The 26,704-nt window shown below is 30.6% G+C and carries 18 protein-coding genes, 2 tRNA genes and 3 pseudogenes; 5 read left to right on the forward strand and 18 right to left on the reverse strand.

Features of this window, described 5'->3' with window-relative positions; translation table 11 throughout:
- Nucleotides 1-877 precede the first annotated feature (877 nt).
- A tRNA-Asp gene (locus EAG11_RS21730) sits at nucleotides 878-950 on the reverse strand.
- A gap of 21 nt (nucleotides 951-971) precedes the next feature.
- Nucleotides 972-1,042 (reverse strand) — tRNA-OTHER (locus tag EAG11_RS21735).
- Nucleotides 1,043-1,958: 916 nt separating this feature from the next.
- Here EAG11_RS21735 and EAG11_RS11115 point away from each other — a divergent pair.
- The gene (locus tag EAG11_RS11115; protein ID WP_129539241.1) at nucleotides 1,959-5,051 is read left to right on the forward strand and encodes a DUF6493 family protein; all 3,093 of its coding nucleotides are present in this window, start codon (nucleotides 1,959-1,961) and stop codon (nucleotides 5,049-5,051) included.
- Between the two features lie 6 nt (nucleotides 5,052-5,057).
- Nucleotides 5,058-6,386, forward strand: a complete 1,329-nt coding sequence (locus EAG11_RS11120) for an SWIM zinc finger family protein (RefSeq protein ID WP_129539242.1) — start codon at nucleotides 5,058-5,060, stop codon at nucleotides 6,384-6,386.
- Between the two features lie 239 nt (nucleotides 6,387-6,625).
- Here EAG11_RS11120 and EAG11_RS11125 read toward each other — a convergent pair whose 3' ends face one another.
- Genes EAG11_RS11125 through EAG11_RS11135 form a run of 3 tightly spaced genes read right to left on the reverse strand, consistent with a single transcriptional unit; the run spans nucleotide 6,626 to nucleotide 9,514 of the window.
- Nucleotides 6,626-8,089, reverse strand: coding sequence for a tyrosinase family protein (locus EAG11_RS11125; RefSeq protein WP_129539243.1), 1,464 nt, complete (start codon nucleotides 8,087-8,089; stop codon nucleotides 6,626-6,628).
- Between the two features lie 40 nt (nucleotides 8,090-8,129).
- On the reverse strand, nucleotides 8,130-8,555 hold the full coding sequence (locus EAG11_RS11130; protein WP_129539244.1) for a hypothetical protein: 426 nt from the start codon (nucleotides 8,553-8,555) through the stop codon (nucleotides 8,130-8,132).
- Between the two features lie 17 nt (nucleotides 8,556-8,572).
- The gene (locus tag EAG11_RS11135; protein WP_242499148.1) at nucleotides 8,573-9,514 is read right to left on the reverse strand and encodes a multicopper oxidase domain-containing protein; all 942 of its coding nucleotides are present in this window, start codon (nucleotides 9,512-9,514) and stop codon (nucleotides 8,573-8,575) included.
- 311 nt (nucleotides 9,515-9,825) lie between these two features.
- Between EAG11_RS11135 and EAG11_RS11140 the strand changes: the two genes are divergently transcribed.
- Complete coding sequence (locus EAG11_RS11140) at nucleotides 9,826-10,230, forward strand: helix-turn-helix domain-containing protein (protein ID WP_129539245.1); 405 nt, start codon at nucleotides 9,826-9,828, stop codon at nucleotides 10,228-10,230.
- 281 nt (nucleotides 10,231-10,511) lie between these two features.
- Here the strand turns inward: EAG11_RS11140 and EAG11_RS11145 are convergent, their stop codons facing one another.
- The 3 genes from EAG11_RS11145 to EAG11_RS11155 all read right to left on the reverse strand — a co-directional run bounded on the left by EAG11_RS11145 (nucleotide 10,512) and on the right by EAG11_RS11155 (nucleotide 13,134).
- Entirely contained in the window at nucleotides 10,512-11,210 is a 699-nt protein-coding gene (locus tag EAG11_RS11145) for a hypothetical protein (RefSeq protein WP_129539246.1), read from the reverse strand.
- Entirely contained in the window at nucleotides 11,207-12,529 is a 1,323-nt protein-coding gene (locus tag EAG11_RS11150; protein WP_129539247.1) for a polymorphic toxin type 23 domain-containing protein, read from the reverse strand. The genes EAG11_RS11145 and EAG11_RS11150 overlap by 4 nt, the downstream gene beginning before the upstream one ends.
- Nucleotides 12,530-12,699: 170 nt before the next feature.
- Nucleotides 12,700-13,134 (reverse strand): hypothetical protein, encoded by a 435-nt coding sequence (locus tag EAG11_RS11155; RefSeq protein ID WP_129539248.1) that lies wholly within the window; start codon nucleotides 13,132-13,134, stop codon nucleotides 12,700-12,702.
- Between the two features lie 266 nt (nucleotides 13,135-13,400).
- Between EAG11_RS11155 and EAG11_RS22325 the strand changes: the two are divergent.
- Nucleotides 13,401-13,514: pseudogene (locus tag EAG11_RS22325) on the forward strand (transcriptional regulator); the annotation flags it as partial.
- A 280-nt stretch (nucleotides 13,515-13,794) separates the two neighbouring features.
- On the opposite strand, the gene EAG11_RS11165 reads toward EAG11_RS22325, so the two are convergent.
- From EAG11_RS11165 to EAG11_RS11175, 3 genes are read right to left on the reverse strand one after another with little or no spacing between them, the layout of a single operon-like run.
- Nucleotides 13,795-14,487 (reverse strand): hypothetical protein, encoded by a 693-nt coding sequence (locus tag EAG11_RS11165; RefSeq protein ID WP_129539249.1) that lies wholly within the window; start codon nucleotides 14,485-14,487, stop codon nucleotides 13,795-13,797.
- Entirely contained in the window at nucleotides 14,468-15,082 is a 615-nt protein-coding gene (locus EAG11_RS11170) for a hypothetical protein (protein WP_129539250.1), read from the reverse strand. Before EAG11_RS11170 ends, EAG11_RS11165 begins: the two co-directional genes overlap by 20 nt.
- Nucleotides 15,049-16,389 carry a hypothetical protein gene (locus tag EAG11_RS11175; RefSeq protein WP_129539251.1) on the reverse strand — a complete coding sequence of 447 codons (1,341 nt, stop codon included), beginning with the start codon at nucleotides 16,387-16,389 and terminating at the stop codon, nucleotides 15,049-15,051. Before EAG11_RS11175 ends, EAG11_RS11170 begins: the two co-directional genes overlap by 34 nt.
- A 180-nt stretch (nucleotides 16,390-16,569) precedes the next feature.
- Between EAG11_RS11175 and EAG11_RS22330 the strand changes: the two are divergent.
- A pseudogene (locus EAG11_RS22330) lies at nucleotides 16,570-16,772 on the forward strand (transcriptional regulator); the annotation flags it as partial.
- Between the two features lie 62 nt (nucleotides 16,773-16,834).
- Here the strand turns inward: EAG11_RS22330 and EAG11_RS11185 are convergent.
- The 7 genes and pseudogenes from EAG11_RS11185 to EAG11_RS11215 form a co-directional block, all read right to left on the reverse strand.
- Nucleotides 16,835-17,892 (reverse strand): annotated as a pseudogene (locus EAG11_RS11185) (DNA polymerase beta superfamily protein).
- Between the two features lie 5 nt (nucleotides 17,893-17,897).
- Nucleotides 17,898-19,619: a hypothetical protein gene (locus tag EAG11_RS11190; protein WP_129539252.1), complete on the reverse strand. Its 1,722-nt coding sequence runs from the start codon at nucleotides 19,617-19,619 to the stop codon at nucleotides 17,898-17,900.
- On the reverse strand, nucleotides 19,619-21,490 hold the full coding sequence (locus EAG11_RS11195; RefSeq protein WP_129539253.1) for a hypothetical protein: 1,872 nt from the start codon (nucleotides 21,488-21,490) through the stop codon (nucleotides 19,619-19,621). The genes EAG11_RS11190 and EAG11_RS11195 overlap by 1 nt, the downstream gene beginning before the upstream one ends.
- A gap of 5 nt (nucleotides 21,491-21,495) precedes the next feature.
- A complete protein-coding gene (locus tag EAG11_RS11200) occupies nucleotides 21,496-22,242 on the reverse strand; it encodes a nucleotidyltransferase domain-containing protein (RefSeq protein ID WP_129539254.1) in 747 nt (248 codons plus the stop codon).
- A gap of 405 nt (nucleotides 22,243-22,647) precedes the next feature.
- Nucleotides 22,648-24,300 carry a hypothetical protein gene (locus EAG11_RS11205; protein WP_129539255.1) on the reverse strand — a complete coding sequence of 551 codons (1,653 nt, stop codon included), beginning with the start codon at nucleotides 24,298-24,300 and terminating at the stop codon, nucleotides 22,648-22,650.
- 68 nt (nucleotides 24,301-24,368) lie between these two features.
- Nucleotides 24,369-25,520, reverse strand: coding sequence for a hypothetical protein (locus tag EAG11_RS11210; protein ID WP_129539256.1), 1,152 nt, complete (start codon nucleotides 25,518-25,520; stop codon nucleotides 24,369-24,371).
- A 153-nt stretch (nucleotides 25,521-25,673) separates the two neighbouring features.
- Nucleotides 25,674-26,474 (reverse strand): TatD family hydrolase, encoded by an 801-nt coding sequence (locus EAG11_RS11215; protein ID WP_129539257.1) that lies wholly within the window; start codon nucleotides 26,472-26,474, stop codon nucleotides 25,674-25,676.
- Nucleotides 26,475-26,704: the final 230 nt, after the last annotated feature.

Raw genomic sequence — 26,704 nt, forward strand, 5'->3', positions numbered from 1 at the left:
AATTGTTTTGCGATTCTATTTTGTAAAAGCGATTCTAAATTCTAAAAAAATCACTCGAACAATCAAATCGAAAAGAAAACGAGTTTTTCAAAATACATTGCTATTCGCACTGGTTTTATCATGAGTGTGAAATTTTGAACTTTACAATCCTAGTTCCACAGACAAAGACAAATCAGTTTTCTTTGGTTATGCATCTTTTTAAGAGTGATGCGCTCTAAACACAGATAAAAGTCTGTTGACATACCAATCGTCCAACCGAATCTGACTCCGGCGCAGGATTCGAACCTGCTACTTTCTATTGTTCTACCTGACTGAACTATCACATTGCTGTGAGTGGGAGTCGAACCCACGACCGATAGAGGAGATCGTTTTTTGGAAAACAATCAAAACCTCCAAATCAAGTTGCATAGAAAAACATAATACGCTTTCGCGAAAAGTTCCCTACAATGGTGCTATACAGAAACACGCAACAGGACTTGTTTGATATTTTTAAAACCATAGACCATCTTGTCTACAATTTCTTTATTTACTTTATTTAAAAGAACGTATTTTATTTCTTGAGCAAATATTCAAATCATACTGCGCAACTATTCTGCGTAGACAATTAGAAACTAGAAAACTTTTTTATTTAGCATCTAAAAAGAGACTTTTAAGCTCTTGAAAAAATGTCAACCAAAGTACAAAACCACTTCGTTTCACTTTGCGTATCTGCGACTTAGCGAGAGATTGATAAAATATAATGCGTAAAATTATTTTCTCACAAAGACGCCAAGGGGCTAAGTTTTAAAATCTTTATTCCGACAGCTATCGGAACTCTGTACCTCTGTACCTCTGCACCTTTGAACCTTTCCTCCTCTATGCCTTCAAAAAAAATTAGCGGCTCATACGGGAATCGAACCCGTTTCTCCCGAGAGACAGTCGGGAAGGTTAGCCAGTAACCCCAATGAGCCAGTTCCTTCTAGAGAACAATGTAATTCCGGAAGGACTCGAACCTCCATTCAGGGTTAATTAACCTCCCTTCTACCAATTGAAATACAGAATTATTTATTTTCGAGCATAAAAAAAGCACCCGATTAAAGGTGCTTCGTGAGATTTGATAAGATATACGTATCTTATTGCCAGTATCTATGCACCTGTATTGTAATAAATCCAAGATCGAAACTCGGGTTTAATAGTTGTTTTTTATATGTGTTATGAGTGAAATTCATTTTGTGTATTTTATTATATATTGAAATCATTGTCATTATTAGAAATTCGTTTTCCAAATTTTCTTCGGCAAAGATAAAGTCTAAAAAATCAATTATCCAAATCATTTTTAAATTTATTTTACTGGTAATCAATTGATTAACTCCTATTTAAAATCATAGAAATCCCTGTCCGCTTACATAAGCAGATCCTTAATTGTATCAAATGACTGTCTCTCATCAGATTACTTCTCAAGATTATATTTCGCTATTAGGTTTAATCATTAAACATTTTATCCTTTATTTTTTCAATTATTTTTATTTAAAAGTTATTTCCAGTCCAATTAGCATCATGTTGAACTGCATTATGATCACATTAAGCGAAGCCAAAATGTATCAAAAACAAAAAAAGCGTCCCGATATCAGGACGCTTTTATATTTTTATGTTGAATTTGAAACTACAATCTACTCTTCAATTCTATAAAATACATATCACATCCATAACCATCAGCAGGGAAACTCCCTACCAAACGATCGCTATATTGTTTTACTAACAGGTTCATATGTATATTCTTTATTTTCATTTCGAGGGCAAATGTAGGTCTTTTATTAATATAATTAAATAATCCTATGTAATTAATCCTGAAACATTTATCATTCTATCAAAAATAGCGACCAATAATCCCACATGTTTTTTTGGTTTACGTCAGAATAATTCCATATTTTTAAATATCTAATTATAAGATTCTATATCAATTCAGTCCCTATAATAGCATGAAAAAACACCTAAAATACATAGATGGGAATTCCGATAAATTTTGGCAAATTGAAGTTACAGGATTAGAATACACTGTTACTTATGGAAAAAATGGAACCAGTGGTACATCCCAAACAAAAAAATTTGCAACAGCTGATGAATGTTTAAAAACCGCCGAAAAATTAGTAGCCGAAAAAGAAAAAAAAGGATACTCAGAAACTGGTGATGTCACAATAGCTTCAAAACCAAAAACAGCCAAAAGCGCAAATGCTGATCTAATTTTACAAGAATACGATGCCATTATAAAATCTAAAAACATTGATTTAATATTGCCTTTCCTGCAAGAGAAATCAAAAGGAAATATTGAAGCCTTAAAAAAGCACATCAAGAAAAACAAACGCTATTGGATGACGTACACTGAGTTGTCTAAAGATCCAGATTACGTAAAAAAAGGCAAACATGATTACGGATGGGGAACTCGTGGAGATAAAATACAAAGTGATATCATTACATTAAGTGCTATTGCATTATTTGATAAAACTGACATTAATTCCTGGGATGAAACTCTAAATTTATTAAACGAAATAGACGAAAAAAAGCAAGTCCTGGATATTTTATTATGGGCAAAACCCAACTGGATAGGAACTTTTATACTAGACAAGATAAAAAAACAAGATTGGGTTGGCTTTAATTATCATATTCTACGAAAACTAGAAGATCAGGATTTATTACAATTTAATCCAGAATTATATGCTTTAACTTTAGCGGCAACTAATGAATGGCGAGCCAAGATGAAAACTCGAAAGTTCATTACTAATTCATTAAATGACAAGCTAACGTACCAAAGAGATATTCCGGAATTGTTTAATTATGAAACGATTCTTCATAACAGTTTCTTTAGAGATAATGATTCTCAAGCACATGATGAATTTCAAACTTGGGCAGTACTTTATAAATCGTTATTAGACGATAATAAAATGGAACGTACTTTCTTTATCGAAAATGCCATCCTGATTCAAACCAAAGAATGGAACAATAACCTGAAATCTTTTTTCAGAAAAAGAATCGAAGAGTTTAATGTAACAGCAGAAGAACTTATTATCCATCAGGAAAATATTTTCTCTTATTTACATAATCCGTATCCGCCAATAACAAGTTACGGAATCGAGCTTGTTAAAAAAATGTACGAGCATCCTAAATTCAAAACCAAATCATTTTTTGAATGGCTAGAACCTTTAATGATGCGTAGTGATTGCAAAGCTGCGATTAAAAGTGTACTGCCTGTTTTAGAAAAAATTGGTAAATCGAATCCTAAATTAAACAAAACGATTGCATCAATTATAGCTGACGTTTTTGTAATTTCAGATTTAGCATTACAAGAACGAGCGAGTAAGATAATTGTAAAAATTGCAACCGAAAAAGACGCTGTACTTAAAGAGAAACTATCTTCTTATGTTACTTTGATGCAAGGAAATATTAAATCGGGATTAAGCAATTTTATTGATAATGAAGCTTTAGCGGTTGACGATTCTAATCTCGAAGAATATATATTTGCTCCTAAAAAAGAAGTCTTACTTATCGAAGAAGTACAGCTTCCTACTGATTGGAATGACGTTGTATTTCAGTTCGGAAACTTTATCGGTTCAGAAGAAGTACTGGATACTGAAATTCTATTGAACGTATATATCATGCAAAGGGATTTGTTCCCTTCTGATTATTCAGCACAATTACAACCTTATTTAAAACAACTGCAAAAGAGCTATTTTGAAAGTGTAAATAAAGATTATGTGAAAACCTTTTTGATGGATAAAATTATAAACATCGAAAATAAATTCAATAGCAAGCATAAACACTATTCTAAAATCAATACGCTGCTGTTAGCACAACCATTATTGGAGAAAGTACAGCAAAAAATAAATGAAAATTCGGTTTTACCTCTACTCTCTTTCCCTAGCCATAAACCGTATTGGGTTGCTCCTAAGGTTTTATTAGAAAGGGTTATTGCCTATCAAAATACAAACGAAGAAATTGATTTTCTAGATTTAAGCATTGCTATTTCGCGAATGCCAAGGGAAAATACCAAAGAAGCTATGCCGCTATTGGATAAAATAGAAGGAGAACTGAAACAGTTATTATCCTTTTGTTTGGGAGTAGATCAAAAATTAAATTTAGGTTCCGAATCTCTATTTTCGAAACTATTGGCAACAATGGGAAAAACAACCAAAGAAACTGGAATATTATCTCTTTGGGCTGTAGCAGCAAGAACATTTTATCCAAATGATACTTTCACCGAATTTGAAAATACATATTTAAAAGAGGTTCCTTTTGTAGTTTCTTCATTTGTACCTCAGGTTAAATTTAAAGAAAAATGGAATGAATGGACCAACTATCAAACCAAACAAAAAGAGAGAACTCCATCTTGGTATGAACTCCGATTTGACTTGCCTAATTACTCAAAAATTCCAAATTATTTATTGTACAGCCTGGATATCTATCAGCGCCCTAATAGTTGGGATTATTTACTTAATTCAGCAGGAAATACCAATTACTGGCACAGTCTAACGCCACAAAATGATGATGCACTTGCTATAACGCTATTGCAAAATTGTGGTACTGGCGATGGATCAAAACCTGATTTAAAAGGTTTTCTGGATATTATAAATCGTCCTGAGTTTACATTTTCAGACACTTCTTTGCTTTTATATGCTTGTAGTTTCTTTCAGGAAAAGAAAGACATCCGATTAATGGCTTCTGAGGTTTTGATTAATTTGATCGAAAAACAAGCGATTGATATGGATGTTTTTGCTCAGAAACTGGCTTTCTTAGCAACTGGAAAATATGGCGTATTCTTACGAATGGTTGATGGATTAATTGCTATAAAAGATGTTTCGCCATTGCATAACGATGCTTTACTGAAGTTGTTCAATTCCTTTTTTGAAAATCTTGATCTAAAAGACAAGTTACCAACGAGCTTCAAAAAAATCGTCGAAAACTATCTAGATGTTTTAACCAAAACAAATCAAAAACCATCGCCTAAAGCAACTGTTTTCTTTGAGCAATGGAAAGATAATGCTTCGCTTAAATCATTGATTAAGCAAATTTTAAAATAAAGAAAAATGACTGATTTAGAATATAATTATAAAGGAATCTCTACATATAGCAAATCCAAAGGAATTAATAATTTGGTTTTGGCACATCAAACCGAAATAGAAGAAGTTAATAATATCCCTTGCTTTTTCTGGGGAAGTTTAACCGATCCTTATGTTACTGCAAAATGTTGGAGTACAATTGCCAAAGTGGTTCGTTCTAGTTTTGGCCCTGTTCCTCCAAGTCTTCGTGATCCGATTGTATCGGCAGGAGCTGAACGATTGCGTTTTGAAGGATTTTCGTCCTGCAATGGTGTTTATGTAAGATTAGACATGAAACCCGAAGCTATTGATGGCGAATTTATTGCCAACGGAACAACCAATGTCGATTTTAATGACCCAATGCTAAATGCACTGAATGCCATTCAAAAAAACGAAAAAGTAACCCTTGCCGTTGGTCAGCAAGAAGTACAGGTCATTACAACCAAAGCTAAAGTGACCGAAAAGAAAGTGACTTTACCCATGCGATGGATTAAAGGTTTAACGAGTGTGCAGCTTTATCTTGCCGACATGGATGTTAAATATGAATTGAATAAAATTCAGACCATTCAGTTATTTCAAAGTTTGCCAAAGGGAAGCGTAAAAGGAGATTTTTTTATCACCAAAAGAGCGGGGAAATTCATGTTCTCGACTTTGGCTACAAACGATAGCGTACGAATTGGCGGTGTACAGCGTTTGCGATTGTTAGAAGGAATTCTGGCAATTGTAGATAAAATTTACATCTACGAATCTTCAGATAAACAAACTTGTGCGATAGTTTCTGAATTTGGGAAAATGCAATTGTTAATGGCTTTTTCTCCCGATTCGTACCGTGGATTTTCGGGCGAAGGAAATGTTCTTGAAACCATGACCGAAAACTTACCAATAGAATGGGTTTACGGATTGAACAGTTTATTAAAATCGAATGAAACTTTTGATCCTACGATGCTTTCTATCGAAAACGATATTGATTTTGGTACAATGGATAATCTAACTTCTAATTTATCCTCAATGGGATTATTAGGCTATGATTTAAGCGAAAAAGCACATTTTTATAGACGTCTTCCTTTTAAAACCGAACGTATTTTGTCTTTAAATCCAAGACTCAAAAATGCCAAAAAATTAATCGATAATGAAGACATTGAAATCGTAGAACGCAGAGCCGATTATATTGAAGCCAAAGTAAAAGGTTCAGGCGTAATACACAAAGTGATTATCGAAGGATTAAACCAAAGATGTACTTGTGATTGGTTTACTGCCTATCAAGGCAAAAGAGGAATCTGCAAACATATTTTGGGAGTTAAAATGACAATTTCTTAAAGAATTAGATTTTACTCCTATAAAAAATCGCCCTGATAAAACTACCGTTTGGACACAAATATTAGTAATCAATTTTGAACACGAATTTCACGAATTTGCACAAATCTTAATAGATTGATTTAGTTTGTGAAATTAATTTCACAAACTAATTAGTGTTAATTAGTGAAATTCGTGTTTGTTTTGTACTTGTGTCCATACGATAGCTGATTCGGGCGATTTTTTACTTTTTAGTTTCTGTGTTAGTTTGCTTTTACTACACTAATTTTTTCTAGTGTTACTTTAGCATCTCCACCCCCGCTCTTTTTTATAATTACTTCAAAATCTTTATCAGTATCTAATAAATTATCCGAAATATAATAGGCAAAATTAAGTTTTACTCCACTTTCTGATTTTGAATGTACCTCATCCATTCCGTGATCATGGGCAATCCCAAAGAAAGTCATTGTCCCAACATATTGATCCGCCTTTCCTGGATAACGAAGATAAACCGTATAATAATCTTTAGGCTCTTTGTAAACTACTACATCTAGATTTAGTAGCATTTTAGAATTAGCACTTTTAAAAGCTTTATTAGTTCTTTTTGCTAATGTACTGCTTACTTTCTGAGTAAAACCAGTTGGCTCAAGTACCTTACCTACTTTCTGTTCCCAAATAACTTCTTCTTTAGCATCTTGAAATGAAATTTTATTTTTTCCTGTCTCATTTACCGCTACAACCGGAGTTTTAGATCCATAAAGCAACGTATCATATTGATAATCTAGGTTAAAAACGATATCGTAAACTTCCTTCATCGTGTAGGTAATGTGGTCTCCATTGGGAGCTATAAATTCATAAGACCAAGGGTTAGCTTCTAACTCTGCTAATGTAGGACGCTGGCCATATTCTGACACATCCCAAGATTCCCAAATACGATCAATCATACTATGATGTAACCAAAAAACAGGGTCAAATCCTGCTGATTCAACATTTGCCATTAAACCCGAAGTATTTGTTTGGAATATTTCATTATAATAGGTTTCGCTTGGTATTGCATATCCTCCACCTATAAGATTGTGCATATATCCATGAGGCGCACCTTCTAGGCTTCTAGTAAATCCACCCTTTCCGCCAAAAGAAGGATTTTTTTGCAATTCTGAAAGTGCCGATTGAATCTCACTTACCTGATTAGGAAGTATTGGTTTACCATCGTTAAGAATACTATATCTCGCTGCAGTATATAAAGAGCCCGATTTATTTCTTATGGGTGCCGCCATAATGTTATCTACCTTTTCCCTACTTCCGTAATTCCAATATGGGAGAGCAAAATCTTCTTTCCCAGATAATTCACGAACAATTTTCTCTAAATACCAAATGTACATTCTATGCCATAAAAGAAAATTTAAAGCAGCTCTATCAGATCCATTGTGTGTACAATCTGCCCATGCCCATAATTTATCTTTAATGTTTTTATACTCTGGGCAAAGTTTATTATCCCCATTAATTGTTTTCGGAACACTATGTATTGCCCCTTGATAATACCAAGAAATGCCGTTTTCACAACCTAATGCACGCATTTTTTCAAAGGCGATATTCATTGCTTCTAGATTAGCCCTTCCTTCGAACGTATTAACATTCCAACGCGTATATTTTGCATTGGCTTTACTCTGACCATAGGATAAACCTGTAATCAGGATAATTAAAAATAAGTTAGTAATTTTTTTCATTTGATTAGATTTAGGGTGAATATTAAATTGTCTATTTATATTAAAGTACTTCGACTTCAAAAGTTAAAATCTTAGAATAAGCAGGGTTTGCTTTGTCATAAATTTTAAATTTCACGGTTCCATTACCTATTTTGTTTACAGGAATTACATGAATAGCAATAAATCCTTGCTGATCTGGATTTAACTTACTAAAAGCTGATCCTTTTGGTATTCCTATCTGGCAAGCTCCATGCTGACACATCGAACAATCCCATTCTTTAGGAAATGTATTCGAGACTGTTTCCCAAACAAGGTATATGGGTTTGTTAGAAATATTTTCGACTTTAATTTTCGAAACATCTAATCGTTTATTCTTTAACAAACTTTCCTTATTTATTGCATTACCAACCACAGAAAAAGTAGGCTTGCTTTGTGCAAACGTGATGGAAAAAGATAAAAGAATAAAATAGCAGTATATTTTTTTCATAATTGGCTTTTTAAATTTTAATAGAAAACTGGAATACTAGCCTTGTAATACTCCTTTTTTGAAATCGGATCTATAAAATGATACATAATAGATTCCTTCTCTCCTACGTTTTCCAAAGAACTGAGTAATTCAATACATTCACTTGGTTGAAGCTGTACTTTATATCCATCAGACAATTTCATTATATTAGTCTCGTTTCCAGAGATTAACTGAAGTTTTGTATTAGATGGAAACACTATTTCATGAAGGTATAATCCAGCATTTACCAAACGAAGCAATACTGGTTCTTTTTTATGTGTTACCGATTGTAAACCTTTATTTTTAAGAACCGTTTCACCATTAATAAAAAAGTAATTAGGCTTATAAACTGGAAGAATTATTGGCTTATTTGTATAATCATATTCTGTACCCATAATGGCATCTGTATGCCATTTAGTATCTATTTCGTAACTACACCAGAGCACTTCGCTCAAGGGTTCAACTGTTGTAGCATGATTCTCTTTTGGACGTATAACTATCACTCCAAACATACCTGCCTGAAGATTAAAAGGATAATTTTCTGGACTATAATAAAGATAGGTTCCTGCTTTTTTAGCCTGAAAAGAATAAAAACCATGCTCCATATGATGAACTGGTTCTTTTATCTTCATTAGTTCCTTTTCCTTATTCAGTTGTAAGAATTCAATTTCCTTACAATACAAAGAGACAGGATTACCTTGAGAAATATTCCAAAAATCGATATTTACACTATCTCCAACCCTCACATCAATATAAGATCCTGGCAGAGTAACTTGTCCCGAAAGCGTGTTAGCAAAGCCAAAGGTTCTTATTTTTAAATTGCTACTAATAGCTAATTGCCCTGTTGTTCTGCCAATAATTAATCTTTCATTTTGAGCAACCAAAAATGTACTAACGAATAAAAAAGAAAATACTACTATAATTTTATTTCGTTTTTTCATTTATAAACTCAAATTAATAAATTAATATCCAACCAAGTTATTCGATATTACAATTCAAATTTAGAGCTATTTAAAAGCTAAAAACAGCGTATAAATACCTGATTTACAACAACAAAAATAATAAATTTAATTAAATTTATGAAACATAATTATCTCCCAAGCTTTCCATAAACAAAAAATACTTTTAAAATTAAAGTAAGAAAAAGCATATATTTACATTCTGCAAAAAACAACTCGAATACTATTTTATAGATTAATTGTGTTTTTTACGAATCTCTATTTTTTTAAAAAATTTTAATACCTTTGAATTTATGAGCACAGCAACTAAACCCAAACACATTGGCAGAAATATTAGCCGAATTAGAGAACTTCGTGGTATGAAACAAGAAGCGCTTGCACAAGCCATTGGTTCAAACCAACAAGCTATTTCCGGAATTGAAGGTAGCGAAGAAGTGGATGCTAAAAAACTGGTTGAAATTGCAAAAGCACTTGGCGTTACAGTAGAAGCTATCGAAAACTTTTCGGAAGAATCTGTTTTTAATTTCTTTAATAACTTTTACGATAATAGTGCTAATAATGGTCAGGGAAATGGAAACACTAATCATAATGCTTGTACTTTCAATCCTCTTGATAAGGTTGTGGAACTTTACGAACGTTTGGTTCAGGCTGAAAAAGAAAAAGTTGAATTTTTAGAAAATTTCATGAAAGGGAAATAATATTCTTTTTCTTTATATAATAGAAAAGCGCAAATCTTTGAGGTTTGCGCTTTTTTTGTTTTAAATTGTTGCTACGAAAGTTAAGAGTTTTCGCTGGGCGGGGGCAATCCAGCATAACGTTCCCTTACTGCAAGTTGTTTGGGATTAAATTAAGTCTTATTTTCGGATTTTGCCGAAATATCCCAGATACAAAACCAACTTTCCATTAAGCCAAATGCCCAAATCCGTTGTACTAGCTATTACAAGAAGCCTTACTTTTTTTAGTGGTGTATTTATAACTACTACTCCACATTAAACTCCCCAGTAACTCTAAAATAAGTTAGACCATAACTGTCTTTAAATTTTTCAGTTTTTAAATTTGGTTGATAAACTTCTTTAAAATCAAATTTCTTTTTTACGGCGTACCACTTTTTTTCAAATTTATATTCTTTTCCAATATATCCTTCAGTAAAATAAATAACATCATTTTTTATACTCCCATTTACATGATCATACCATTCTTTAAATGGAGTTTTGTTTCTTTTACTTGTTTTTATGAAATCATTTGTAATTTCGAAACCTCCAAAATCTTCAACGCTCACAGGTTTTATTAATTTAATAATTCCATTTTCAGGAGGACTAAAAAACGTACTACTCAAATCAAATGTACTCAAACAAAAACGACCCTCGTCAGAATAAATAACAAATGTTACAGATTGTTTGCCTTCATCGATAAATGTGCCAAACGTTTGTGTTTCGGTTTGACTGTAATAAATATAAACTTGGTTTACTTTTAGAAATGGACTTTTGATTACGTTTTGTTTTTTAATAGAATCTTTATAGGTTAAAAAGTCTTTAAAATGTTGAAAAGATCTTTTAACACTTGGGTCAAGTCCTTTAGCAATCTGATAACTACGATATTCATCATTAATATCTATTTTTTTACTACTACAATTAATAAAAAGTAACAGTAATAAAAATACAATTATTTTATTTATCATCTATTATTTTTGTTTTCTTCCTCTAATTTATAAAATTCTTGCAATAATTTTGCTTTTGTTGGGATTTCTGCATCCAAATAAGTTTTTAGCCTTTCTAAATCGGGCTTTTTTGAATCTTCTTTGTACACCACAAATAAATGATGAAAAGTTGGGCTAGACTTTAAACTCATACTTATTTCATAGTTTTGTTTGTCTTTTTTATACTTTATTAAATCATTTTCATACTTAATTTTGTCTTCATTATATTTTTTATTTAGCTTCTCATTTGAGTTGTCTAAAGGTTCTTTTGGCATTTTCGGTTCTTTTGGCACAGAAGGAAAAGCAATTGTATCGTGCATTTTGTTAGATGACCAAAATGTTCCATAACCAAACTTGGTTGATGTGTTCAAATTACCATCGGCATCAGTGAAAGAAAATGTTTCTTGCCCACGATTTAGCAAAACATCAAATAATTTTTGATGGTCATAGTTGTGACCGTCAATATTTTTATCAAGATTGTAAGGGTTATTATTATTTGATTTTCCGTAGTACAAATCAAATGCATAAGCCATACTTATTTTGTCTGTTAATTTGGCTTGCATATTTACACCTGCCGACCAGTATTGGTCGGAATCCATGCCAAGAAATAGTGGGGGTTTATAAATGTCATTGTAAGACGAAATCATAAAATTGCCTAACTTGATAGATGCACCACCCACAATTTGATTTCTGTTTGGGTTGTCTTGGGAATTGTACGGGTCTTTTATTCTATTTCCAGCTTTATCATAATTATTAGTACCTTTTCCTGAACTTAATACTCCTGTTGAACCCACAGTAAAAGCATATTCATAGGGATTGTTTATCCCCGAACCAGTAAAGTTTGTAAACAAATTCATATTGAGAGAGTTTCCTGTTTTAACTCCCAATGTTACGGCAGGGGTGAGTGTAGCATTAAATAAATTACGGCTTAATGATGAAGTACCAGGGGCACCGTAACCATAATAAGCTAAAGCAGCATTTAAACTTGGCATTAAATGCATATCGCCTGCTCTTGCCACTTCTTTTGAAATTCCTGCATACAAACTTGCTGAAAAACCACCATTAAGACTAAAACTAAATTTCAATCCCATATTTAAAGGTGGGTCACTAGGACCAAGACTAGCACTTGAATCTTCATAGTCATCAAAATCTACTGGATTTGGACCCCCTCGTGTATTTCTATTTTGTCTATAATGATTTGTTTGCGGTTTTATGGTTTCTTCTTTAGGGAAACTAATTTCTAAATTTCCGTTATAGTTTGGCGATTCCAATTTTGCAATAATTACTATGGTATTACCCAAAGCGTCAAACTTGAAAAGGTCGTAGTCATATATTTCTAAATTATCTTTGGGGCTTAAATCGTCTTTTAGAAGTGTATCGATATATTTCCCATAAGATGTTGTGAGTCCTGAAGCTAATTTTATTTTTTTGTCATTGTCTTTCTCTATATTTTTTAAATCATGTTCCCAAACTACAATTTTTTCATTTTGTACATCATAAAAAGCAATATCACTTGAATGTGGATTTTAGAAACTATAATTGATGGATTAACAACTTTTCCATCTGCAATTTTTTTGTACAATTTGTAAACAATACCTGTATTGTCTTCAGTAAATTTTGTAACCATTTCAGAAGCTACACTTTTAATGTGATCGTGAATATAAGTACTTTCTAGCTTAAACTCACTTTCTTTAATTTCATTTTTTGGTATTTCAAAATTTGGTTCACCAAATACAACACCATCTTTTCCTTTGACTATAATTTTTTTATTTGAGATTAACTTTAAGTCATCCTTTGTTGCTACTATTGATATTTTTTCAGCGATTTCGATTATTTCTCCTGCAATAACTGTATGTGTACCTTTTACATTGATATACATATTCTTGGCTTTTTTGCATATTCCCATAATTCTATAATTTTTCGATGTTTTTTGTGTTATGTGTAGCTCAAAAAGTTTCTTGTAATGTTCTTCTGTTGTTTGGCGAGGTTGAAGGATAAAAATACAAGATTTTTCAGACAAAAACAAATTTTTAAAATATAAAACCATCTTTTAAATATAGCCTAAAACCCAAATCTTGCAAAGCATGTGTTACTGGAGGCTTGTTTTGTCGAATTTACAGACGAATCTGTTTTTAATACCTTTATTTTAATAATGGTCAGGTAAATAACACTAATAATCATTGTACTTTCAATGCTCTTGATAAAGTTGTGGAACTTTACGAACGTTTGGTTCAGGCTGAAAAAGACAAAGTTGAATTTTTAGAAAAATTGATGAAAGGGAAATAATATTCTTTTTCTTTATATAATAGAAAAGCGCAAATCTTTGAGGTTTGCGCTTTTTTTGTTTTAAATTGTTGCTACGAAAGTTGAGAGTTTTCGCTGGGCGAGGGCAATCCAGCATAACGTTCCCTTACTACAAGTGGTTTGGAATTAAATTAAGTCTTATTTTCGGATTTGCCGAAATATCCCAGATACAAAACCAACTTTCCATTAAGCCAAATGCCCAAATCCGTTGTAGTAGCTATTACAAGAAGCCTTACTTTTTTAGTGGTGTATTATATAACTACTACTCCACATTAAACTCTCCAGTAACTATAAAATATACCAAACCATATTTGTCTTTATATTTTGTGGCTTTTAAATTGGGCTGATATATTTCTTTTAGATCTGTTTTACGAGTTTTTACAAGCCATTTTTTTTTTAACTTATAACGGTTTGTTCCAATATATTTTTCTGTAAAATGAATGGTATTATTTTTTATAGTACCATTAACATAATCATACCATTCTCTAAACGGTGTTCTACTTCTTTTTCTAGTTTTAATAAAATCGTTTGTGATTTCAAAATCTCCAAAGTCTTCAACTCGAATTGGCTTTATTACTTTGACTATCCCGTTTTCAGGAAGACTCAAAATTTCCCCATTCATATCTAAATCAAAAGTATTTATACAGAAAGTACCCTCGTCAGAATAGACAGAGAATTCTACAGAATTGTTTGTTCTATAATGAACATAAACTTGATTTACTTTTAGATAAGGGTTACTCGTTATTTGTTGTTTCTTCTCATATCTCATGTATTCTAAATAATACTTATCATAGTAGCTATCATTAATAGCTGCATCTTTATCCATTTTCTTAGTATCTATTAAATATTGTTTAAAAGCTGTATCTGTATATCCAAATGATTTTGATGCCGTACAACTATTAAAAAGTATAAGGACTAATAGATTTAAAATTATTTTATTTATTTTGATCTTCATTATTATTATCTTCTATTTTATAAAATTCTTGTAATAATTTTGTTTTTTCGGGTATACCTGCATCCAAATATGTTCTTACTCGTTCTAAATCGGATTCTTTCGAATTTTCCTTGTACACAACAAAAAGATGATGAAAAGTTGGATTTCGTTTTAAATCTTTACTTTGATTATAGTTTTCTAAATCTCTTTCATATTGAATTCTATCTTTTTCATATTGAACATTATCTTCATAATATGTTTCATCATTTTTATAATCTCGTCTAATTGGCATTTTTGGTTCTTTTGGTATCGTTGGAAACTTAATCGTATCATGCATTTTATTCGATGGCCAAAATGTTCCATAACCAAACTTAGTTGATGTGTTTAAAATCCCATCGGCATCTGTGAAAGAAAATGTTTCTTGTCCACGATTTAACAAAACATCAAACAATTGTTGATGGTCATAGTTTTGACCGTTAATCATTTTATCAAGATTGTAAGGGTTTTTATTATTTGATTTTCCGTAATATAAATCGAAAGCGTAAGCCATACTTATTTTACCAGTTAATTTGGCTTGCATATTTACACCTGCTGACCAGTATTGGTCGGAATCCATGCCAAGAAATAGTGGGGTTTATAAATGTCATTGTAAGACGAAATCATAAAATTGCCTAACTTGATAGATGCACCACCCACAATTTGATTTCTGTTTGGGTTGTCTTGGGAATTGTACGGGTCTTTTATTCTATTTCCAGCTTTATCATAATTATTAGTACCTTTTCCTGAACTTAATACTCCTGTTGAACCCACAGTGAAAGCATATTCATAGGGATTGTTTATCCCCGAACCAGTAAAGTTTGTAAACAAATTCATATTGAGAGAGTTTCCGGTTGTAACTCCCAATGTTACAGCAGGCGTGAGTGTGGCATTAAATAAATTACGGCTTAATGATGAAGTACCAGGGGCACCGTAACCATAATAAGTTAAAGCAGCATTTAAACTTGGCATTAAATGCATATCGCCTGCTCTTGCCACTTCTTTTGAAATTCCTGCATACAAACTTGCTGAAAAACCACCATTAAGACTAAAACTAAATTTCAATCCCATATTTAAAGGTGGGTCACTAGGACCAAGACTAGCACTTGAATCTTCATAGTCATCAAAATCTACTGGATTTGGACCCCCTCGTGTATTTCTATTTTGTCTATAATGATTTGTTTGCGGTTTTATGGTTTCTTCTTTAGGGAAACTAATTTCTAAATTTCCGTTATAGTTTGGCGATTCCAATTTTGCAATAATTACTATGGTATTACCCAAAGCGTCAAACTTGAAAAGGTCGTAGTCATATATTTCTAAATTATCTTTGGGGCTTAAATCGTCTTTTAGAAGTGTATCGATATATTTCCCATAAGATGTTGTGAGTCCTGAAGCTAATTTTATTTTTTTGTCATTGTCTTTCTCTATATTTTTTAAATCATGTTCCCAAACTACAATTTTTTCATTTTGTACATCATAAAAAGCAATATCACTTGAATGTGGATTTTTAGAAACTATAATTGATGGATTAACAACTTTTCCATCTGCAATTTTTTTGTACAATTTGTAAACAATACCTGTATTGTCTTCAGTAAATTTTGTAACCATTTCAGAAGCTACACTTTTAATGTGATCGTGAATATAAGTACTTTCTAGCTTAAACTCACTTTCTTTAATTTCATTTTTTGGTATTTCAAAATTTGGTTCACCAAATACAACACCATCTTTTCCTTTGACTATATTTTTTTTATTTGAGATTAACTTTAAGTCATCCTTTGTTGCTACTATTGATATTTTTTCAGCGATTTCGAATATTTCTCCTGCAATAACTGTATGTGTACCTTTTACATTGATATACATATTCTTGGCTTTTTTGCATATTCCCATAATTCTATAATTTTTCGATGTTTTTTGTGTTATGTGTAGCTCAAAAAGTTTCTTGTAATGTTCTTCTGTTGTTTGGTGAGGTTGAGGAATAAAAATAAAAGATTTTTCAGACAAACACAAATTTTTAAAATATAAAACCATCTTTTAAATATAGCCTAAAACCCAAATCTTGCAAAGCATGTGTCACTGGAGGCTTGTTTTGTCGAATTTACAGACGAATCTGTTTTTAATACCTTTATTTTAATAATGGTCAGGTAAATGGTCCTAATAATAATAATTGCACTTTCAATCCTCTTGATAAAGTTATAGAACTTTACGAACGTTTGGTTCAGGCTGAAAAAGACAAAGTTGAATTTTTAGAAAAATTGATGAAAGGGAAATAATATTCTTTTTCTTTTATATAATTGAAAAAGCGCAAATCTTTGAGGTTTGCGCTTTTTTTGTTTTATTTATACAGTTCTTCTCGAATCTCAATTAGTGTTTGAATGACTTTATCCTCATCTGGTTTTTCAGGTAAAGTAGATGTTTGATAATGATTTTCGATAGAAACAATTAAGTTATCAGCCATTTCTAGTAAAGCATCATAATCTTTATTCCCTGCTTTTATATCGAGTAATTCTTCCCGATTGGGAACTCTAATATTTAATTTTCCTGTTGCCAGAATTTGTTCGGCAGTTTGCAAAAGACGAATCGTGTGCATCATGTTTTTGCTGTCGTAATTTTTCCCGTGTTGTTGGTTTGTATTGTAACGCTCTTCGTTTCGTTTATCAATCCAACTCCAATATTCGGTGTATTCTTTACAATATTTAGAATAACCATCCTGATTGCAAGATAAATAACCAATTAGCTTTTCGTTTTTAGGAACTGACGAAAGCGAAACTTCATTAGAATTTTCTTTCTGAATTATTCCTTTATAGCCTAACGTTTTATTTTCGTCATAAAACATCGCAAACATTCCTTTTGAATTCGGCAAATTAACTAAACCTATTTGCTCCTGATTCCAATTATTTTCTATCAAAAACTATTTAATGAAATCGTTTCATAACCTTTTAAGACATAACAAAAATCCAAAAGACTTTTCTTTTCCTTTGGCATTGGGTTTACAATTTTCTTGTTTAAACCTCTCGCCTTTTTGATTTGTGTAACCGCATAACCAGCAAAAGAATCTTTACATAATTTAGACAGAAAATCTTCTAGCTTCAAATTATCCATCAACGGATGTTTGTACAATATACAATCCTCTGGTGAAGCCAAAATCTCTAATATATTTGGATTGTTCTTTAGTAACAATTCTACAAAACGACCAATTTCATAATAGACCTCATCATTGGTTTCATTTGCAATCTGCGGAATATAATTGAGTCCAAAGAACTTTTCTTTCGGCAGATAATAAACGCCTTTTATATCCGTATCTGATGTTGGTGTATTTAACCCAAAAGATTTACTTCCCGAAATTACTTCGAATAAGATTAGGTTTTGGGATTTTAGGGTTTGGATGGTCATTTTAATTAATTTATATGATTGCGCCAATAATCAGGAAAATATGGTGTTTTATAGTAATAGTGAGCAATCGTTCTTAGTGAAGAAAATCCACATTTATCAGTTTTATATTCATATTGAAATTCATCTTTTCTTTTTAAAAGCTTCTTCTTGAAATCTTCATAGGATAATTCTTTATTGAAATCAGAGAACATATTGGTTTCAATTTGATATCCATCAAATACAGATTTAGAAAATAATTGTTCTTCTAAGTCATTTTCGCAATCTTCAATGAGATGCTTTGAATTAGAATTAATACCTTGATGTGGAACAAATAAACCTAAAGTAATATCATTTTCAATTACAAATTTTCTTGTATCATAATATGTTTGTTCTAAATCTAAAATTACAATATATTCCATCAATACAGCTAACAATGGAGAAATTGAATCTATATAATACACTGGTTTTACACTTGTAACAGTATATTTAATAACACTTTTAATGTTATTAGCAGCATCAGGAAACTTATTGTAATTCTTTTTTAGAAACTTTAAATATCCTAAAACATTCATTAAATATTGTTTTGCAAATTCTTTATCTCCGAAATAAATTAGCAAGTTTAGTGAATCAATTATTGGAATAGAATGTATGTCAAGCAATGGTCTTGATAATACATTGTTATTTTGTAAAGTATTGTTTATTCTATCAATGTACCCTTTAAATTCTTCTTTTTGAATTTTGTCTTTAATAGAAAATATAAAAGAATTTAAAACAACAATGAAATCAAAACTTCTGGTTGTATAGCCTATTTGTTCATATCTACCACTATCCTCATAATACAAACCATCTTTTAACTCTAAAAGTCTTAAATTTCTTTCTAGATATTCTTCAATAACTGTGTTGTAAAACTTATAAAATTGATTGAATAAACCTATTATTTCCTTACTGGTATCTAATTTGTTTTTTAAAATCCAAAACCAATATTTTAATATTAAATGTGTTAGGTATTTTTTAGCAATTGATAAGTTATTGTAGTTTTTTGATTCTGTATAAATTATATAAGCTATTAAATTAATAGATTGAAATATGAGCTTTTGTTTACGGTTAAGGTTGCCTTTCTTTTTAGAAAATGAATTTTTAAACAACAAATTATCTATTAATACATCAAAATCATTTGATACATTCTCAACAACATTTAGATTCACTAAAACTCTATTAAAAAGCCTTATATTCTCATCATTAATCAAAAGATATTTGTTAAATATTTCATTTGATAATAATTCTGATATTTTAAAAATATTCCATTCTTCAAATTCAAAGCCTTTATCTATAAATTCTTTTTGTGAAAATCCATTAAGAGTTGTTCGAATTTTTTCACTAACCATGCCGTTAAAAACTAAAATAACTTTAATAGGTAATTTATCAAAATCCTTATAGGTAGTTTTGAAATCAGCATCAACAGTCATTGTAAGAGTATCTCGTACACCGTTACCAGGCATATTCCATTTTTGGCTATCAATATCGCCTGCTTTTAATTCAAAATAGAAACGTTTTTTAACACCATCCGTTGGGTCTATTCTTACTGTTACTATATCTTTGCCATATTGAGAAAAACCTTTATACTCTTTAGGAGTTGAAAGTATTTCATATTCAAGCGTTTGAAGTAGAATTGTAAAAATTACATCTAATTCATTATCTTCCTTTAAAGATTGTAAATATTCCTTTATTATTGTTGGTTTGATGTTCATTATTTATTGAATCTTTCAAGTTGGTATTCAAATAATTCAGGGTTTTTATAAGCTCTTGTATCTATATACATTTGAGTTTCAACTTTACCTAAAGGCATAACATTTTCTTCATGTTCAAAACGCCAACTATTTCCTCTAATAATTGATGTGTTTTTAAAAAAACTAGAAAGACCAGAAGGATTATTCCTAATACTTTCCATCATTTTAGCTCTATTTTCGTTTTCTAAACTATAATATAGATCCATAAATGATTTTTCGTTATAATATGGGTTCAAGTCGTTATTCTTATATTTTAATTTTTTATTTTCTCTATATAAATCAAGAGTTTTTTTTATTGGTTTTAGAAAAGTTGCTTTATTTCTTGATTTAGGGATTAAATTTTCTAACCATTCTATTAGGTTTTCGTGATAACATTCATAAACAAGAGTACCTAATTCTCTTTGAAGGCTCTCAACTACTTTTGAAAATTTAGAATCTTTTAATCTTAGTAGTACGGGTAAGAGTTTATCAAACGAATGAGGGTAACTGCAAATCATTAGTATTGCTAATATTTGGTCTTCTTCTGTCTGTATTTTTAACAAATCAATTTGCATTGAATTTTCTCTCCCTGCCACTATTATTTCAATTGGTAGTAATCCATTTTTTAGTTTTATCGATATTAGTGATAAAATGAATTCTTCCATTTTTTCTCTTGAATTTGACCAAAAATGTGATAATGGTTCTTCAAAAATATTAATTGATTTTCTATGTCCACCATTATTATAAATAACACTTATTAAATGAAATAGATATTTTGGTTCTTTAAAATTATTAAAGTAAGTACTTACCACTTTAATATTTTTTGTCCGACTCAAGTAGGCAAGTAAAAGTTCGTATTTTAATTCTTCCATATTTTCAAAACTATATGAAAGTATATCAAAATAACTATTTACCTCATTATCATCTGGGTTATTAAAATATTCAAATAATTTGTTTGGTATCGTTTCAGAATCTTTAGAAGAAAAAAACTGAGAATTCATCAAACTTTCAATAATTTTAGTTTTATGGGATAAGTATTCAGTACTATTATCTTTTTGAATGATTTTTAATAGTTCATCATAAACTAAGTGAGAGTTTAAATTTAATAATGAATAAGCCCATAGTATTTCCTTTGTATTATTTATTAACCTTTCTCTTAGTTTTTCTAAATATTCTATTTTACCTTTATTGATTATTGAAATAATTAGAATTACTAAATAGTGAGGCGTTTCTTCTTGGTGTTTGCCTATAAGATTTTGAATCAAACTTATTGAAAAATTTTCTTTTTTTTCAACAATTGAATGGAGATAATTGTTTAAATGGTATCTGCTATTTTCATCATTATTTACTTCTAAAAATTCAATAATTTGATCTATCTCTATATCTTTGAATGCAAGAAAATTATAAAATAAGCTATCAAAATTTTTTAATTCATAAATAACATTTATTTGTTTTTTCAGTTCATTGTAATATGAAAAAATATTTATTCCTTTACTATCTAACTCTACTAAATAACTAACTTTAAATGCATTAAATATTTCAGAGTAAGCATTTATTATATTTTCATATTCATTCTCTACTTTTATTAATTCTTCAAGCGTATAAATAGTCTTAAAAGATTCACTAATATCTTCAGATAAGCTACTATTTAGTTTTGTTGAAACTAACTTTTTCAAATAGTTATATACTTCAATGGAATATAAATCGACTTCATATTTACCCTGAGTATTTGCTTTAATTACACTTTTTTTTTCTAATTCAGAATATTTTTTTATTTCTTGAGAATCAATTGAAGTTTCTCTCCTTTTAAAAATATGTGTGAATAAATTTTCTATCTGTTTTAGTTCTTTCATAAATGTTATTCTATCATCTTTCTAAAAAACAAATCCAACTCCTCATTCATCTTCTTCCCGCTTCCTAAGGTACTTGTATTTTCTTGATTAAACTTCACAGTTCCCAATAAAAAATCAGTTATTAAAATTTCTTTTGGGTGCAAATACTTTTCGTCTTGATTGGCTTTTATATTTTGTAATTCTATTATTTTATCTTGTATGTTTTGTGGTGCTATTGGTAATAAATCAGCAAAAGCAACAGGCGGAAAAGTATTGTTTTCTATAATCCATTTCCCTGCTAAAGCAGTTCGTAAAGCATAGAAATAACTTTTTAGTTTTACTTCTTCCATTTCGCAAACATCCATAAAGTTTTTAGTCGTTCCTAAATAATGATGTAAAGTCGCTATTGGCGAAAAACATTCTCTGGCTAACTCTTGCATTTCTTGCAAAAATGCATCGTTTTTATAATACACCACAGGCGAAAACAACCACTCAATCAAAGGTGCGTTAGATTTTGATAATAACTTTATGGCTTTCCGCAAATCCCAACCTGAACCATCCAAATCATCTTCGGTCATAAAATCGATAACATCTGGTTTTTCCCAAAGCGATAAATAATATTCTGGTTTGTGTTTGTATATAAAACGGATATCATAGTCACTATCAGGAGACGCAAATCCCCAAGCACGACTACCCGATTCGCAAGCAAAAAGTATTTCGACTTGCTTGTCGTTTTCTATTTCTTTTAATTTTTCTAGTATTTTTTCTTTCATGGTTGGTTTTCAAATGTAATTAAAACAAATAGCCTTTAAACCCAGTACAAACACCTGATTTTTCATGGCATTAAGACGCTAAGTTTTTTGCTTTTTGGTTCGTTTGTAATCTCGCAAAGACGCTAAGTCGCAAAGTTTTATTCTTAAATTGTCGAGCTACTCGTGGAGATTTACTACATCTGTTCGCTATCGCTCGGGTCTCCTTACGTCGAAATGACAAGTTTGGGATTATTTTGTGTAAAACTAAAGTTCCTTATACTCTTGGTTTTATTTTATACTACTTGCTTTAAGTTTTATGCTTTGTCTCTCTGTGCCTTTGTCTCTTTGCCCCTAAATAGGAATCTGCAACTATAATTCCTTAAACTCCCTTAAATTGCACAACTGTTGTAGCAAAAAAAGCAGGTTTTAATTGTTCTGTTCTTTTACCATTTTGAGGTTGAATGGGACAGATATATTTGCTACACTTTTTCTGTGTCGTATAATTATATGTGAGGGTGAGTTTTTAAACTTACACTGAATTTGATCACCCTTTATTATATCTATAATATTAGGTATTGCTTTCTTAGAATTTAAATTTGCAACTCCATATATAGTGTAATCATTATAATAACCATCTTCAAATTTAATTTTCAACGATTTATTTTTAGTGTCGTAGCTATATCCTTTAGGCAAATTATTAATCTTATATATTTTTTCTTCATATACAGGTTTTTCTATATTAATTTCCCCTACAACATTGTCATAAGCATTGTTTCTATTCTCTATTTCAATTGCGGTAATATTAGAAGGAGAATATTGTCCAAATATATCTATTCTAGACATCGCGCTTTCATAATTAAATATCCTTAGCGAGTCTTTTTCACTTATTTTTAAATACATATCAGAAAATGAAAAATCTAAATTTCCGGAGTATTTTGGTGGCAATGAAGCATAAATCATATATGAATTCTCTTTTTTTAAAGTTGAAATACCTATTTTTAAATCATTTCTTACAATAGAATCATTTAAATTCGCAAAACTTCTATATTTGGAATAATATGCATATTCTTTATCTTCTTCTTTATCTTCTTCTTTCTTTTCCAGAACTGGTATTGCTCCCAAGTCAATTGTCTTAACTTGTCCTTTATTAGATCGTAAAAAGAAATTGAGCTTCTTAATTTTTCCTAAACCTCGTATAGTGACTATATCAATCCCATTATACAAATGATTAGGGTTTTTATCTTCTTCTTTATATCTGTTTTTTAGATCAAAATACGAACTCCTCATATCTGGATAAGGCATATCATGATTTCGATACCATAAATAATGTCTAAAATCTGTAATTCGTCCTTCGCTTTCAATAGTTTTACCATCATCATCTACTAAACTCATATTTAATCTGTCAAAATCAAATTGCATCTCTGTATTTTGGCCATTTGTGCTTTCTTTACTATATCTATAATTTGGAATTTCGAGCCTTTCGTTTCTAAACAAATAATCATTATAACCCACGGCTATTTTATTCAAAGAATCCTTTTCCTTTTTTTCATTTCTTTTCCCATATGTATATGAATAATCACTTTTTTTAGACGTATTTTCAATCGCTAGTGTTGTTGCATCATTTCTAAAATCTAATACGGTTATATTCACTCCATCTTTAGAAATTTTTTCGCCTATATTAGATTCATCAATAGAAAACCGTTCATATCCATCTGGTATAAAAATTAACACTTTTACATTATAAGAATTAGATTGTTCTTTGGTTAATACAAGTTTAAATGGATATTGTATGCTACTTACTTCTGAATGATCTATTGTAATATTTCCATTATCATTTTTAAAAATCTTTGTAGAACCTTGTAATTCTGCTTTTAATTTTTCGAAATTAAAAATACTATCATTATAAACAGGTTCGTCAGCATAACTACTATATAAATCTAAATTATAAAAACCCCCTCCTCCTGAATAGGAATCTTCTAATTTTGCAAAATCTAAAAATACTTTCTGCTGTGCGGTCAATTCTTTATTACAAGAAAACAAAGTAAAAACTAAAACAAAACCACAAATTACCTTTCTCATCTATATGCTATTTTAAACAATCCTTATTACTATTTTATTATACTTCTAAAAAACGAACCTCATCAAGACTAATATTCATCATCAACTTTTGTTGGTTTTTTATTGCGTGTTGTAATTTCCCAATTCTCTTTTTGATATGGATTATCTAATTTATCAATTTGAACTGAAATATCTAATTCCTCTTTGTCTTCACGATTTGTTCGAATAAAAATCCTAAAACCATATCCTTTTATTTTTTCGATGTATTTATCGGTTATGTCATTGTTTTCATAATAGTTTATCGCAACATTAATTTCTTTTGAAAACTGCGTATTCTTAGCTAAGAATTCTAAAAATTGCATGGCAGTTTCTTCTCTAAATTCAGTATCGTTTATTTTATCCGGATCTACTTTATAAAACGCATTAAACTCTAACATTAAATTATCGCATCCTCCTACACTTGCATTAATTATGGTATCATTCTTTTTGTATATTTCTAAGATAGTTTCGGTATAATTATGTATTTCGATACTTCTGGTACGCGTTTCTACTCCAGGAATATCATTAAAAATGGTTTTTGATTTTAATTTTGCAACTTTGCAACTCGTCAAATACGATTCTTCATATAGATTACCATTCTTGTATATAAATGATAATGAAGCCGATTTTAAATTTCCTACAGAATTAGAATATGTTCTGAAATTTTGTGAAACCTTAATTTTAAATTTATTATCAATAAAATTTGCTTCATCAATTATATTATAAGAAAAAGGAGCATATCCAAGAATACTATGCGATTCTTTCTCCTTAATTTCATCTTTCATAATATAAAAAATAAAATCTTGATTTGTGTTTGCATTTCCTCCCAACATTCCTTCAGATGATCTGTTAATTACATAATCAATGATTCCATCATTATTAAAATCTCCTTTTTCAAAAATTGAAAATGAAACTGTATAAGGATCGCCATCATTTGCAAATGAAACATAATAAGGCGATTCGGATATTTGCATTTCCTCATATTTCTGGGTGCCAATCTCTTCCTTAATAAGTCTTTTTAAAAGGTTACTTTCTATTTCGGTCGGAATTACTTTTTCCTCTTCTGGTTCTACAGCCGAAATGGTGTCTTTAATACTCTTTTTATGTACTGCTTTTACTTCTTTTTTACATGAAAATGCTAAGACAATAAATGCAAGCAACATTATTTTATTACTTTGAAAGTACACTGATTTCCAATTCATCAATCGATTTGTTTTATCTGTTAAAGTATTTAAGTTTAATTATTTTTTTAGCATTTATAATTTGTAATACAGTTTCAAATTAACAAATAAAAAACCACAAACTCACAAGATAAATTTGCAAATTTGCGGTTAAGACAAATTAAATTTTTAATTCTAAATCCCAAAAAACTCTTTAGCATTCCTCGTAGTTTCCTCTGCAACTATAATTCCCGAGATTCCTTTAAACTGCGCTACTGTTGTTGCTACAAAAGGCAGAAAAGCTGGTTCGCAACGGCGTTCGTGGTATTTCTTCAAGAGATTGTTAGGAACGTTTTTGGGAAGCATAAATGGCGCATCGGTTTCAATCATCATTCTGTCAAGCGGTACGTACTGAATCACTTCTTTTAAATGGTCAAAACGTTTGCTGTCGGATATTGCTCCTGTAAAACCAAGATAGAATCCGTTATCGAGATAAGTTTTGGCTTCTTGCAAGCTTCCTGTAAAACAATGCACCACCGCTTTTGGCAATTGTGGCAAATAGTCTTTTGTAATACTCATAAATCGTGTAAAAGCAGCTCTCTCGTGCAGGAACAATGGCTTCTGTACTTCGATTGCTAATTCTAATTGGGCTTTGTAACAGGTTTCTTGTACGTTTCTTGGCGAAAAGTCACGATCAAAATCGAGTCCGCACTCGCCTACCGAAACTACCTGTTTCTGCTTTAATAAGTTTCGTAGTTTTGAAATACTTTGCGCATCAAAACTCTTCGCATCATGCGGATGAATTCCAGCTGTTGCGTATAATATTCCTGGATATTCTTTTGCTAGTTCAGCCGAAGCTTCACTATTCTTTACGCTTGTTCCTGTTAGTATCATTTGCGATACATCGGCATCTAATGCATTTTGTATGACATCGTCTATGTCATTGTGGAATTGTTTATTGGTTAAATTAATTCCGATATCTATATATGTTTTCATGTTTTTTTTTAGGTTCTAAGATTCTGAGAGGCTAAGATGCTGAGTTTTTTTTCCTCTCTGTTACCTTAAATTTATTTTTTATTATTTTTTGTTTTTTGCCACGTAGGCGTAAAATTTTTTAAGCGTAAAATTGTCATTTCGACGTAAGGAGAAATCTTCGCGAGAAACTCGACCAAGATTAGACTTTCGTTACGGAGTCACTTGTGGAGATTTGCTTCGCCTGTTCGCTA

The sequence above is a fragment of the Flavobacterium sp. 140616W15 genome, assembly GCF_003668995.1.
In the GTDB taxonomy this organism is placed as follows: domain Bacteria; phylum Bacteroidota; class Bacteroidia; order Flavobacteriales; family Flavobacteriaceae; genus Flavobacterium.